The organism is Streptosporangium sp. NPDC049376, assembly GCF_044466505.1.
GTDB lineage: Bacteria > Actinomycetota > Actinomycetes > Streptosporangiales > Streptosporangiaceae > Streptosporangium.
The window spans coordinates 74,577-87,698 of sequence record NZ_JBITMT010000015.1 but is presented as its reverse complement, the minus strand read 5'-3'; the positions used below and the strand labels follow the sequence as shown (position 1 = coordinate 87,698).

Genomic DNA, 13,122 nt, shown 5'->3' with positions numbered 1-13,122 from the left:
CCCAAACGGTGCCACACTGGGCTCACATATGCGACCTCCGACCCACATCCTCGTGGTCAACGGCATCAAGGTCCGCCAGCCGGTGTTCGTGCTCGCCGCCCCGCACTCCGGTTCGGATCTGCTTGCCCGGGCCCTCAAGCGCTCCCCCGGTTTCCACGTCACCATGGGACGCGCCTCGGTGACCCATGTCGTGTACGCCTTCGCCAGGCGGCCCTCCATCACCCGCAGGGGCATGGGCGCGACCCGGGTGCTGCGCGACGCCCTGGCCGAGTCGTGGCAGATCGTTCCCGGCGCCTGCCGGGAGTGCCCGGCCCCCTGCCGGGAGGCGGGCGGGGTGACCGGGGAGGGCCCGTGCGTGACCTCCGGCTCCGTCGCCCGGTTCGGTGACGCCAGTCCCGACCTGATCTACAGCGCCTCGGTGCTGCTGCAGGCGTTCCCCGACGCCAGGTTCGTCCAGCTCATCAGGGACGGCCGTGACGTGGCGGCCGACATGATGGCCGACCCCGCGGCGCTCTCGTGGTTCAGGCCCGCCATGCTGAGCGAGGAGACCGAGTTCCCCAACCCCTTCCTCGGCGTCAACTCGGGCGAGCACGGGGAGCGCTGGAAGGCCATGCCGACGGCGGGCAAGTGCGCGCTGCGCTGGCGCAGCGCCGTACGCCTGTCGGCCACGCTCCACCGGGAGCTGCCCCGCGAGCAGCTGCTGACCCTGCGCTACGAGGACCTGGCCGTCTCCCCCGCCGAGGCCGCCCAGGGGCTGTCCGACTTTCTGGGCACCCGGGTCTCCAAGGTCGCTCTGTACGGCAGGCACGCGCCACAGGTCGGCGTCTGGCACACCCGGCTGCGCGGTACGGACGCCGAACTCGTCGGGAAGGTCGCCCGTGAGGAGCTGACCCGGCTCGGCTATCGCTGAGCCGTCACTCCCGCAGCCCCGAGGGGGAGCTGAACTGGGTGCGGTGGAGCTCCGCGTAGAGCCCTCCCTCGGCCAGCAGCTCCTCGTGCCGGCCCCGTTCCACGACGCGGCCGTCCTGGACGACCAGGATCTGGTCGGCCTCCCGGACGGTGGACAGCCGGTGGGCGATGACCAGCGAGGTCCGCCCGGCCAGCGCGGTCTTCAGGGCACGCTGCACCGCGGCCTCGGACTCGGAGTCCAGGTGCGCGGTCGCCTCGTCGAGCACGACCACCCTGGGTGCCTTGAGCAGCAGCCTGGCCAGCGCCAGGCGCTGTTTCTCCCCGCCGGACAACCGGTAGCCCCGGTCGCCGACGACGGTCTCCAGGCCCTCGGGCAGCGCCTCGACCAGGTCGGCGATCTGCGCGGCGCGCAGGGCCTCCCAGATCTCCTCCTCCGTCGCGTCCGGCCTGGCGTAGGAGAGGTTGGCCCCGATGGTGTCGTGGAAGAGGTGGGCGTCCTGCATGACTACGCCGACGCTCTCACGCAGGGAGGCGAAGCCGACGTCGCGGACGTCGAGGCCGTTGATCCTGACCGTGCCCTCGTCGGCGTCGTAGAGCCGGGAGACCAGGCTGGTGACGGTCGTCTTGCCCGCCCCCGAGGGACCGACGAGCGCGACCATCTCTCCGGCCCTCGCGGTGAAGGAGACCCCGCGCAGCACCTCCTGGCCGGGGGACGTCTCGGGACGGGCCACCGTCTCAAGTGAGGCGAGCGAGACCTCCGAGGCCGCGGGGTAGCGGAAGCGGACGTTCTCGAACTCGACGGTCACGGGCCCCGGCGGGACGGCGACCGCGTCCGGCCGTTCGGCCACCATCGGCTTCAGGTCGAGCACCTCGAAGACCCGGTCGAAGCTGACCAGGGCGGTCATCACGTCGACGTGCACGTTGGACAGGCTGGTCAGCGGGCCGTACAGGCGCATCAGGAGGGCGGTGAGCGCGACGAGGGTGCCCAGCTCGAAGGCGCCGCCGACGGCCAGCACGCCGCCCACGCCGTAGACCAGGGCGGTGGCCAGCGCGGCGACCAGGCCGAGCGCGACCCGGAAGACCGTCCCGTACATGCCGACGACGACACCGACGTCACGCACCCGGCCGGCCCGGCGTCCGAAGGCGTCGGCCTCCTCCTGCGGCCTGCCGTACAGCTTGGCGACGGTGGCGCCCGCGACGTTGAACCGCTCGGTCATCATGGAGCTCATCTCGGCGTCGAGCTGCATCTGCTCGCGGGTGAGCCCCGACATCTTCCTGCCGACCCACCTCGCGGGCAGGAGGAAGAGCGGCAGCAGCACCAGCGCGACGAGCGTGATCTGCCAGGACAGCACCAGCATGGCGCCCAGGACGAGCACCAGCATGACCACGTTCGAGACGACGGAGGACAACGTGCTCGTCAGCGCCCGCTGCGCGCCGATCACGTCGCTGTTGAGCCTGGAGACCAGGGCCCCGGTCTGGGTGCGGGTGAAGAAGGCCACGGGCATGCGCTGCACGTGGTCGAAGACCTCGGTGCGCAGGTTGTAGATCAGGCCCTCGCCGATCCTGGCGGAGAACCAGCGCTGCGCCAGCGTCAGCGCGGCGTCGGCGACGGCCAGCGCCGCGATGACCCCCGCCAGGGTGACCACGACGCCGGAGCGGCCCGGGGTGATGCCGTCGTCGATGATGGCCTTCATCAGCAGCGGGTTGACGATCACGATGACGGACCCGGCCACGACCAGCGTGAGGAAGGCGAGGATGTGCCGGGTGAAGGGGCGCGCGTAGCCCGCGATGCGTCTGACCGTGCCCGGCGCGAGCCGCTCCTTGGTCACCGAGCTGTCACGCCGCAGGGAACGCATCGTCTGGGGGCCGAACCCCCCGCCCATCATCGTCATGTGGCCTCCTCCGCCGGTGCGAGCACCGTGGCGGGCCCTGGCATTCCCTCGTCAGCTCCCGGCGAACAACGCCCTGACCCGGGCGATCTGCTCCCGGCGCTCGGCGGCGCCCTGTTCCTTGAGCGTGCGCTCCCGTGCCCCCTGGAGCAGGCGTTTGGTCGCGGTCGCGGCGCCCCTGTCGACCGACAGCAGCGCGGCGGCCAGATCCCGTACGGCCCGCGTCAGCTCCTCCCCGGCGACGACCAGCTCGGCGAGGCCGAGGGCGGCCGCCTCCCGCGCCCCCACGGCACGGGCGGTGAGACAGATCTCAAGGGCTCTGGGCAGGCCGACCAGGTCGACCAGTGGCTTGGTGCCCGTCAGGTCGGGGACCAGCCCGAGGGCGGGCTCCCTCATGCACAGTGTGGCGTCTTCGGCCAGGATCCTCAGGTCACAGGCCAGGGCCAGCTGAAACCCGGCTCCGATCGCGTGGCCGTTCACGGCGGCGATGGAGACGATGTCCGGGCGGCGCAACCACAGGAATCCCCGCTGCGCCTGGGCTATCCGTTGTTCGAAGGTCGAGTCGTCGGCCGCCGCGAGAGTCGCGAGCGAACCCTGACCCGGGATGCCCTCGGGGTTGAGCAGACGCAGGTCGATGCCTGCCGAGAAGGACGGCCCCTCACCTCGGACCACGACGATCCTCACCTGCTGCGGCAGGGAGTCACCGATGCGAGCCAGCTCGGACCAGGTGGCGAACGTCTGTGCGTTACGCCTCTCCGGCCGGTCCAGCGTGATCGTCGCGATCTCGCCGTCCACCTCGAAGCGCAGACCGGCCTCCTCGTGAGAGACCTTCTCCGCGCTCCCCCCGATCGCCGCTTCCGCCATCGCCCGCTCCAGCTGTCGTTCGTACGTCTCGCCCGAGCCTATCGACTCTCTAGAAGGAGGTTCTACAGGCCCGAGCGGGACGTGTCAGCGGAGGACGAGCGGCTGCGGTCGCGCGTTTCCGAGGCGGGGTCAGCGCTTCGACTTACCTCGGGTGGCGCCGCCGCGCCCACGCAGAGTCACACCGGACTCGCTCAGGATGCGGTGGATGAAGCCGTATGACCTGCCGGTTGAAGCGGCCAGCGCCCGGATGCTCTCACCGGCGCTGTAGCGCTTCTTCAGATCGGCGGCCAGTTTTTCACGGTCGGCCCCGGTCACCCGGGTGCCCTTCTTGAGAGTCTCGGCCACGAGTACCTCCTGTAGTGCCAGACTTCCGCAGCGTTACTCACGCCATGATCAGTCATTTCTGCGAGATCGGCTACCTACTCCATGGGAAAAGATCCGTACCCGCTCAAATTAAGATCAGGCAAGTGCCACAAGATCGGAAAATTCCTCGCTCCAAGCGTCTTCAACTCCGTCTGGTAGCAAGATCACCCTATCGGGTCGGAGAGCCTCTACAGCCCCCTCATCATGCGTAACAAGGACAATCGCCCCAGAATAGGATCTTAGTGCAGAAAGAACCTGCTCCCTGCTGGCGGGGTCGAGGTTGTTCGTAGGCTCGTCGAGCAGCAGGACGTTGGCCGAGGAGAGCACCAGCGTGGCCAGGGCCAGCCGCGTCTTCTCCCCACCGGAGAGCACCCCCGCGGGCTTGTCCACGTCGTCCCCGGTGAACAGGAACGAGCCGAGGACCTTGCGCAGGTCGGAGTCTGCGAGCTCCCCGCCCGCCGAGCGCATGTTCTCCAGCACGCTCCTGTCCGGGTCGATCGTCTCGTGTTCCTGGGCGTAGTAGCCCAGTTTGAGCCCGTGGCCGGGCTTGACCTCGCCGGTGTCCGGCTCCTCCAGACCTCCCAGGATGCGCAGCAGCGTGGTCTTGCCCGCGCCGTTCAGGCCCAGGATGACGACCCTGCTGCCCCTGTCGACGGCCGCGGCGACGTCGGTGAAGACCTCAAGCGAGCCGTAGGACTTCGACAGGCCCTCCGCGCTGATCGGCGTACGGCCGCAGGGGGCGGGCTCGGGGAAGCGCAGCTTGGCGACCCTGTCACTGCGCCGCTCGGCCTCCAGGCCGGACAGCAGCCGCTCGGCGCGGCGCTGCATGTCCTGCGCGGCCTTGGCCTTCGTCGCCTTGGCCCGCATCTTGTCGGCCTGCGACATCAGCGCCGAGGCCTGCTTCTCCGCGTTGGCCCGCTCGCGCCTCCTGCGCTTCTCGTCGGTCTCCCGCTGGGTCAGATAGGCCTTCCAGCCGACGTTGTAGGTGTCGATCACCGCACGGTTGGCGTCCAGGTGCAGGACCCGGTTTACCGTCGCTTCAAGAAGCCCGACGTCGTGGCTGATAATGATCAAACCACCTTGATGCGATCGCAAAAAATCACGAAGCCACCCGATTGAGTCTGCATCGAGGTGGTTTGTCGGCTCGTCAAGAAGGAGAGTCTCCGCTCCGGAGAACAGGATGCGGGCCAGCTCGACCCGCCTGCGCTGCCCTCCTGACAGTGTCTCCAGCGGCTGTCCGAGCACCCTGCCGGGCAGTCCCAGGCTGGAGGCGATCGAGGCCGCCTCCGACTCGGCGGAGTAGCCCCCAAGGACGTGCAGCCGGTCCTCAAGACGCCCGTAGGCGCGCACCGCGCGGTCTCTCGTGCGCCGGTCCTCCGAGGCCATGCCCTGCTCGGCCTCGCGCAGCTCGCGCAGGACCTCGTCGAGACCCCGCGCCGACAGGATCCGGTCGCGGGCCAGCACCTGCAGGTCGCCGGTGCGCGGGTCCTGCGGCAGGTAGCCGACGGAGCCCGAGGTCGAGACCGTCCCCGCCGCGGGGAGGCCCTCACCGGCCAGCACCCTGGTCAGGGTGGTCTTGCCCGCGCCGTTTCGGCCCACCAGACCGATCTTGTCACCGGGGCCGACCCGGAACGAGGCCCCCTCGATGAGCAGCCGGGCCCCGGCGCGGAGTTCGATGTCAGAAGCTACGATCATGGTTGGAGAACACTCCCAGAATGGACGTACACGGGCTCACCTCACTGGCCGAACCCGCCGCCGCCCTGTGTCTCCCGGCTCCGGCCCGGCTGTCTCGCCTCATCGGGGGCGGCGTCAATCGGAAGTGCGCATACCGATCAGTGTACGGCGCACCCGAGCAGCCCTGGTCTCCCCGAAGCCGCCGGTCCGGCCGCTTCGACCTGCCCCGGCGGTCCCGCGCCGGATCGCTCAGCCGGGATCGGTGACCCTTATCCTGACGGCGCGGAACTCCGCCGGGGTCCCCGCGAGCACCACGAGCCGGGGATCGGGCACCGTCAGGAACGGTCCCGTCTCCAGCGCGAAGACCGGCGCGAGCCTGCGGTCGGCGCGCAGCGCGTCGACCGCGCGCCTGTCGCCGCCGAGGATCACCGCCTCCAGCTCCGCCACGTGCGGCCCGAGGACGCGCAGCGCCACCTCGGCCGCCGCCTCGTGCGCCTGGCCCACCTGCTTCTCCCTGCGCCTGGCGAATCTCTGCTGGGACCACCCGCCCGCCGCGCTGCGGCCGTGGACCTGCCGCGACCCCACCTTGGAGGACAACAGCTCGTCGCCCTGGAAGACGCCCGCCGCGTGGCCGCCGAGCCGTACCAGCAGGACGCCGACCCGGCGCTCGGTGCGCGCGTGGGTGATGAGGCGCGCCAGCGGGCCACCGCCCGAGGTGGTCAGCGGCGGGAAGGGCACCTGACACTCCGCCGCGGCGCCGTCCGCACCCAGCAGCCGCACGACCTCCTCCCCGGCCGTCACCGAGGGCGGCCCGTGCCGCTCGGCGAAGCCGTCGATCCAGCGGCCGATGCGGGCCGGGCCGACGCTGACCCAGCGTCCGCCCCCCTTCGCCGGTCGTGACGTCATATGACGGGACACTACCGGCTCCTGTCCGGACGAACCGCCTTCAACGAACGGCGAAATATCGGTGAACATCATTGAACGTCGCTTATGCGGTTGCTGACGATGGTCCATTCTCTGTACGTGTCGAGCAGAACACATCTCCTCCCGCCGGGCACCGCGACGGCCGCCACAGCGGCCACAGCGGGGTCCACAGCGGCGTCCGCCATGGACGCCACCCCGATCGTCGACCTCGACACCGGAGGCGTCATCGCCCTCCAGGCGCCTGGCGACGGTCACGGCAACCTCTCCTCCGCCGTCCGCACGGTCCTGCAGATCTCCAGGAGTGAGGCGCTGCTCCCCCTGGTGCTTCCGATCCCCTCCTCCGCGGTGATCGGCGGATCGGCCGCGCTGGCCCCGCTCCATGAGGCCCTGCGCACCGCGGGCCGCAGGCCGCGCGAGGTCATCCTGATGGTCAGGGGCGACTTCGCGCAGGTCGAACGCCAGTCCCTGATCACCGGGCTCGACGGGCTGCGCGCCATCGGCTACCTGATCGCGGTCGGCGACCTGGGCACCGCCCACATCCCGCTGGACCTGCTCACCGACGCGGCACCGTACCTCGCCGTGCTCTCCTCCGACCTGGTCGCCAAGATGCCCCGCGACCCACGTCGTGCGGCCCTGACCGAGTCGCTGGCCACGTTCTCCCGCGGGATCGGCGCCCATGTCCTGGCCCCCGGCGTGTCCGAGGAGGCCCAGCTGACCGCGCTGCGTTCCTGGGGGGTACGGCTGGCGCAGGGCCCGCTGCTGGTGCCCGGCCCTTCGGGGAGGGTCCACGTGCCCATCGCGGCCCCGCGCCAGGAGCCGTCGCAGGCGCTGCTGGGCCCCCGCGTCCAGGAGTTCCTGCTGCCCGCCATGACCCTGCCCGTCGAGGCGACCGCGGAGGACGTCGTCGAGGCCTTCGGCACCGACCCGTCCATCACCAGCGTGATCCTGGTGGACGAGTACCAGCGGCCGAAGGGCAGTCTCGACCGCAGCCGGTTCCTGCTGTCCATCGCCAGCCGCTTCGGCCACGCCCTGTACGGCAAGAAGCCCGCCCTACGCCTGGCGGACCCGCCTCGCAACGCCCCGAAGACCACCCCGGTGATCGCCGCCATGCAGGTCGCCGGACGCGACGCCGAGCGTGTCTACGACGATCTGGTCGTCGTGGACGAGTTCGGCCGATGCATGGGCATCGTCCGGGTGGCCGACCTGATCCGCCAGGTCGCCGCGCAGCGCTGACATCTTTACACCGTAGATCATCAGGCGAGCGCCTCGGCCCATCGGGCGGTGTCGGTGATCTGGACCAGCCCGGCGATCAGACCGTCCCTGAGGCGCAGGTCGTGGACGAAGGCCGCCTCGTGCGCCCTGCCGGTCGCACGGGCGGTCCCCCGGTAGTGCCCGAACACCACGGCCCGCTCCGGCTCCGGCCAGACCTGTTCCTCGGCGTGGGGCACGCTGTCCAGGTGCGAGAAGACCACCGCCCAGCAGTCGCGGAGCATCGCCTCGGGGCCGGCGTGCGTGCCGCCGACCCCCAGCGGCATGCCCGCGCTCACGGTGCCCACGAACTCCGGATGGAGCGCGCCCAGGATCCCCTCGGGGTCGCGGGCGGCGAACCCCCGGTACAGACGGTCGACCGCGTTCACCTGAACCTCCAATAGTTCTAGAGAGTGCTATCTAGAATAGCAGTCTGGATACCTCACAGACGAGAAAGGACAGGGAAGCGGACTCCAGACACTCGCCGCGAGCCCAAAATAGGGATATTGATCCACAAAAGGGATTTAAGGCGACACAACCAAGGGTCATCCAGAGAAACCGCCAAGCGGCTATGCCACTTAAATCACCGTATGCTACTACTTAGGGCAACCTAACTTGACGACCATCGGAGAGCGACCATGGCAGAGGGCAGACCGGCGCGTAAGACCATCCGTGGCCAGGTGAAACGGGTCGAGTGGATCACCCCGCACATGATCCGGGTGGTGCTCGGCGGCGACGGACTCGCGGGATTCGGCGCGGGCGCGTTCACCGACCACTACGTCAAACTCCTGTTCCCCCCACACGGGGTAACCTATTCCGCACCATTCGATCTGGAGCGGATTCAGGGCGAACTGCCCCGCGAGCAGTGGCCGACCACCCGGACCTACACCGTGCGCTCGTGGGATCCCGAGACGCTCGAACTGGCCATCGACTTCGTCCACCACGGCGACAGCGGCCTGGCCGGCCCGTGGGCGGCGGCCGTACAGCCCGGCGAGGAGATCCACTTCTTCGGTCCCGGCGGCGGCTACGCCCCCGACCCCGAGGCGGACTGGCACCTGTTCGTCGGTGACGAGAGCGCGCTGCCCGCCATCGCCGCCTCCCTGGAGCGGCTGCCCTCCGGCGTCCCGGCCCACGTGTTCGTCGAGGTCGCGGGCCCGCAGGAGGAGCAGCGGCTGGACTCCCCCGGCGACACGAAGATCGTCTGGTTCCACCGGGGCGACGCCCCGGTCGGCGAGGCGCTGGTCACCGCGGTGCGCGAACTGGACTTCCCCGAGGGAACCCCGCACGCCTTCGTCCACGGCGAGGCCGGCTTCGTCAGGACGCTGCGCCGTCACCTGCGGGCCGAGCGCGGCATTCCGCTGTCGCGGCTGTCCATCTCCGGCTACTGGCGCGTCGGCCGCGACGACGAGACCTGGCGTGCCGTCAAGCAGGACTGGAACCGGCAGATCGAGGAAGAGGAGGCCGCGACCCTGCCGTCCTGACGTGGGCGGGCCGACCAGAGCCACCCCTGCGCCTGGGCGCGCCGTACCGCCTCGATGCGGTCGCGGGCCCTGGGCCTTCCGGATGGCCGAGGACAGGTGATCACCGACCGTCCCCTCTGGCGGGTGCGGGCTCAGCGCGATGTCACCGACGGCCGAGCCGTCGGCCGCCGCGGCCAAGACGTCACGGCCAGGACGTCGCGCTCCCCGGGCGAGAGCGGATTGGGCCCGGCACTCGGCGCGGCGGCGGCCGGTCCCGGGCCGATGACCCGTGCGGACCCCGCGGATGGCGGCGGCGAGTTCACGGGCCGGGCCCTCCTTCACCGGGAAGGCCGCCGCGGGCGGCCGGGACGACCGAAGGTCGTCAGGATCACGATCCCGGGCAGGGCCGTGCGGACACCCGCCCCGGCGGTGATCCCGTCCCCTGATGCCGTTCACGACGCGACACCGGGAGCGGGCCCGCCGACGGCGTCAGTGCCGGTGATCCGGCGTTGACGGTGACATCTGCCAGAAGGCCCGCACCTCGGACGAGGGCGAGAGGAACCGGTTCAGACCCGGCAGGCGAAGATCGCGGTGACCAGGATGGCCTTGGCGCCGATCTCCCAGAGCTGGTCCATCACCTGCTGGTGCCCCTTGCGCGGCACCATGGCGCGGACCGCGACCCAGCCCTCCCGGTGCAGCGGGGAGACCGTGGGCCCTTCCATACCCGGGGTCAGGGCGATGGCCTCCTCGATGCGCTCGGCCCTGATGTCGTAGTCCATCATCACGTAGTCACGTGCCATCAGCACGCCCTGCAGCCTGCGGACGAGCTGCTGCACCCCGGGGCTCTCCCCGGCGCCGATCCGCTTGATCAGCACGGCCTCCGAGGTGGCAATCGGCTCGCCGAAGACCTCAAGGCCGATGTTGCGCAGCGTGGTGCCGGTCTCGACGACGTCGGCGACCGCGTCGGCGACCCCCAGCCGGATCGCCGTCTCGACCGCGCCGTCCAGCTTGATCACCCGGGCGTCCACGCCCTGTTCGGCCAGGTAGGAGCCGAGCAGGCCGGAGTAGGAGGTCGCGACGCGCTTGCCCTTGAGGTCCGTGACCGTGGCGAAGGCGCCCGGGTTGGCCGCGAAGCGGAAGGTCGAGGCGCCGAAACCGAGCGGCATGATCTCCTCGACCTGCGCGCCCGAGTCGTGGAGCATGTCACGGCCCGTGATGCCGGCGTCGAGGGTGCCCTCGCCGACGTAGACGGCGATGTCCTTCGGACGCAGGAAGAACAGCTCGCAGGAGTTCTCCGGGTCGACGACCACGAGTTCCTTGCTGTCCTTGCGGGGACGGTATCCGGCTTCCTTGAGGATGGTCTGGGCGGCCTCGTTGAGGGCGCCCTTGTTGGGAACGGCGAGACGGAGCATGGCGGTGGCTTTCCTTGACGGATCTGCGGTCATGGGAACGTGAGCCGGGCGCACCGGCTCACAGATGCCTGTAGACCTCGTCCAGCCCGATCCCCTTGGCGAGCATGAGAACCTGCACGTGGTAGAGCAGCTGGGAGATCTCCTCAGCGGCCCGCTCGTTCGACTCGTGCTCGGCGGCCATCCAGCTCTCTGCGGCCTCCTCGACGACCTTCTTGCCGATGGCATGGACCCCGGCGTCCAGCGCGGCCACGGTGCCCGACCCCTCGGGGCGGGTCCGTGCCTTGTCTGACAGCTCGGCGTACAGCTCTTCGAAGGTCTTCATGGTCTCTCTCGGCGTCGTGGGATGTCGTTGCCAAGCCTAACGGCCCCGGGGACCACCACGGATGGGCGTCCACGCTCTGGACACGGCCGCGCCCCCTCCCACCCGGGCATATCACCGCGAAACGCCGGACGGGGCCGGTACGGCGTGTGCCGTACCGGCCCCGTCGGGGTGTCGTGGAAAGGTGCGGGACGCTCAGCGCCCGTGGTAGCCGCCGCGCCTGCCGCGGCTGTCGGGACGGCCGCCAGAACGGGACTCCCCGCCCCGGAACTCGCCGTTGCCGCCGCCGCTGCGGAACTCACCGCCACCGCTGCGGAAGCCGCCCTGGCGGTCACCGCGGAACGGCTCCCTGCGCTCGCCACCGCGGTAACCCTCGCGGTCGCCGGTGGGCCGCTGCTCGGAGGACCTGAAGGGACGCTCCCCGCGGAAGGGGGGACGGTCGCCGCGGAACGGCTCCCTGCGCTCACCACCGCGGTAGCCGCCGCCGGTACCGCGGCCCTCGGAACGACGCTCGGGGCGCTCAGTGCGGAAGTCGGAGTGCTCGGGACGCTCGGCGCGGAAGGGACGCTCGCCCCGCCCGCCTTCGCCCGCGGAACGCTCGCGCGGCTGGTAGCCCTCGCCGCCGTGGCCGGGACGGTCACGGAAGCGCCGCGGGCCGCGTCCGCCGCCGAAGCCGCCGCGCCGCTCGCGCTGCTTGGCGACCGGAGCCGCGGGCTCCCAGACGGGGATCGACTCGCCGCTGGGCTGGCGAGCCCCCGCGACCTCCTCAAGGCGGGGGTGCCCCGGGGTGGCCTTGAGCCGGAACGGCTTGATACCCGCGCGGCGGGTCATCGCGTCGGTCGAGCGGCGCTCGTTGGGGAGCACCAGCGTCATGACGGTGCCCTTCTCCCCCGCGCGCGCCGTACGGCCGCCACGGTGCAGGTAGCTCTTGTGGTCCTGCGGAGGGTCCACGTGCAGCACCAGGCTGATGTTGTCGACGTGGATGCCCCGGGCCGCGACGTCGGTGCAGACCAGGACGTTGATCTCGCCTTCCTTGAACTCGGCGAGGATGCGGGTCCGCTGGTTCTGGCGCTTGCCGCCGTGCAGGCCTCCGGCCTTGACGCCGACCTGGGCGAGCTGCTTGCACAGGCGGTCGACCCCGTGCTGGGTGCGCACGAAGATGATGGTGCGGCCCTCACGGTTGGCGATCTCGGCGGTCACCGGGAACTTGTCGTCGCGGTGGACCTCCAGCACGTGGTGCTCCATGGTCTCGACCGAGGAGGCGGGCGGCGCCATCGAGTGGGTGATCGGGTCGGTGAGGAAGCGCCGCACCAGCTTGTCCACGTCACCGTCGAGGGTCGCCGAGAACAGCAGGCGCTGGCTGTCGGGGGGCGTCTGCTGCAGGATGGCGCTGACGACCGGGAAGAAACCCAGGTCGCACATGTGGTCGGCCTCGTCCAGGATGGTCACCTGGACCTCGTCCAGGGTGCACTCACCCTGCTGGATCAGGTCGGTGAGGCGGCCGGGGGTCGCGACGACGACCTCGACGCCGCGGCGCAGCGCCTCGATCTGACGGCCCATGGACATGCCGCCGACGACGGTCTTCATCCGCAGCGACAGGCCACGGCCCAGCGGCTCAAGCGCGTCGGTGACCTGCATGGCCAGCTCGCGGGTCGGCACCAGGACGACCGCCAGCGGACGGCCGGGACGTGCCTTGCCTCCGGCGATGCGGGCCATCATGGGCAGGCCGAAGGCCAGCGTCTTGCCCGAGCCGGTCTGGCCGCGCCCGAGGACGTCGTTGCCGGCGAGGATGTCGGGGATGGTGGCCCGCTGGATGGGGAAGGGGCTGTCGATGCCCTGACGGGAGAGCCCGTTCACCAGCGGCTTGGGCAGGCCGAGGAGGGTGAACTCGGACACCTCTGAGGGGGCCGCGGAGACCTCGGCGACCTCGGTGATTTCGGGCAGGGCAGCGTCAAGCATGGTCACGAAGATTCGTGCCTTTCGATAGAAGGACGGGGGCACGTCACTTCTGCGAAAGGACGAGCCTGGAACGCGTGGCCTGAGGCCACGCTCGATCTACG

Annotated in this window: 12 protein-coding genes; 3 read left to right on the top strand and 9 right to left on the bottom strand. The window is 70.6% G+C overall.

The features are described from left to right. The first annotated feature begins 28 nt into the window (after positions 1 to 28). Positions 29 to 910 carry a sulfotransferase family protein gene (locus ACIBVQ_RS30190; protein WP_399181600.1) on the top strand — a complete coding sequence of 294 codons (882 nt, stop codon included), beginning with the start codon at positions 29 to 31 and terminating at the stop codon, positions 908 to 910. 4 nt (positions 911 to 914) lie between these two features. Here the strand turns inward: ACIBVQ_RS30190 and ACIBVQ_RS30185 are convergent, their stop codons facing one another. From ACIBVQ_RS30185 to ACIBVQ_RS30165, 5 genes are all read right to left on the bottom strand, one after another. After that, complete coding sequence (locus tag ACIBVQ_RS30185) at positions 915 to 2,801, bottom strand: ABC transporter ATP-binding protein (protein ID WP_399181598.1); 1,887 nt, start codon at positions 2,799 to 2,801, stop codon at positions 915 to 917. A gap of 51 nt (positions 2,802 to 2,852) precedes the next feature. Further along, complete coding sequence (locus ACIBVQ_RS30180) at positions 2,853 to 3,662, bottom strand: enoyl-CoA hydratase/isomerase family protein (protein ID WP_352013157.1); 810 nt, start codon at positions 3,660 to 3,662, stop codon at positions 2,853 to 2,855. 129 nt (positions 3,663 to 3,791) lie between these two features. Next, positions 3,792 to 4,007, bottom strand: coding sequence for a helix-turn-helix domain-containing protein (locus ACIBVQ_RS30175; protein ID WP_030507271.1), 216 nt, complete (start codon positions 4,005 to 4,007; stop codon positions 3,792 to 3,794). Between the two features lie 114 nt (positions 4,008 to 4,121). Further along, positions 4,122 to 5,720, bottom strand: a complete 1,599-nt coding sequence (locus ACIBVQ_RS30170; RefSeq protein WP_352013158.1) for an ABC-F family ATP-binding cassette domain-containing protein — start codon at positions 5,718 to 5,720, stop codon at positions 4,122 to 4,124. Positions 5,721 to 5,948: 228 nt separating this feature from the next. Further along, positions 5,949 to 6,605, bottom strand: a complete 657-nt coding sequence (locus tag ACIBVQ_RS30165) for an acVLRF1 family peptidyl-tRNA hydrolase (protein ID WP_352013159.1) — start codon at positions 6,603 to 6,605, stop codon at positions 5,949 to 5,951. Positions 6,606 to 6,722: 117 nt separating this feature from the next. Here ACIBVQ_RS30165 and ACIBVQ_RS30160 point away from each other — a divergent pair, with 117 nt between their 5' ends. Continuing rightward, entirely contained in the window at positions 6,723 to 7,856 is a 1,134-nt protein-coding gene (locus ACIBVQ_RS30160) for an EAL domain-containing protein (RefSeq protein ID WP_399181595.1), read from the top strand. A gap of 20 nt (positions 7,857 to 7,876) precedes the next feature. On the opposite strand, the gene ACIBVQ_RS30155 is transcribed toward ACIBVQ_RS30160, so the two are convergent. Beyond that, complete coding sequence (locus ACIBVQ_RS30155) at positions 7,877 to 8,260, bottom strand: nuclear transport factor 2 family protein (RefSeq protein ID WP_352013161.1); 384 nt, start codon at positions 8,258 to 8,260, stop codon at positions 7,877 to 7,879. A gap of 249 nt (positions 8,261 to 8,509) precedes the next feature. On the opposite strand from ACIBVQ_RS30155, the gene ACIBVQ_RS30150 reads away from it, so the two are divergent. Continuing rightward, a complete protein-coding gene (locus tag ACIBVQ_RS30150) occupies positions 8,510 to 9,352 on the top strand; it encodes a siderophore-interacting protein (RefSeq protein WP_362915908.1) in 843 nt (280 codons plus the stop codon). 545 nt (positions 9,353 to 9,897) lie between these two features. Here ACIBVQ_RS30150 and hisG read toward each other — a convergent pair. The 3 genes from hisG to ACIBVQ_RS30135 all read right to left on the bottom strand — a co-directional run bounded on the left by hisG (position 9,898) and on the right by ACIBVQ_RS30135 (position 13,021). After that, on the bottom strand, positions 9,898 to 10,743 hold the full coding sequence (gene hisG, locus ACIBVQ_RS30145; protein ID WP_399181592.1) for an ATP phosphoribosyltransferase: 846 nt from the start codon (positions 10,741 to 10,743) through the stop codon (positions 9,898 to 9,900). A 58-nt stretch (positions 10,744 to 10,801) separates the two neighbouring features. After that, a complete protein-coding gene (locus ACIBVQ_RS30140) occupies positions 10,802 to 11,065 on the bottom strand; it encodes a phosphoribosyl-ATP diphosphatase (RefSeq protein WP_352013165.1) in 264 nt (87 codons plus the stop codon). Between the two features lie 192 nt (positions 11,066 to 11,257). Then, positions 11,258 to 13,021 carry a DEAD/DEAH box helicase gene (locus ACIBVQ_RS30135; protein ID WP_362915910.1) on the bottom strand — a complete coding sequence of 588 codons (1,764 nt, stop codon included), beginning with the start codon at positions 13,019 to 13,021 and terminating at the stop codon, positions 11,258 to 11,260. Between the last annotated feature and the right edge of the window lie 101 nt (positions 13,022 to 13,122).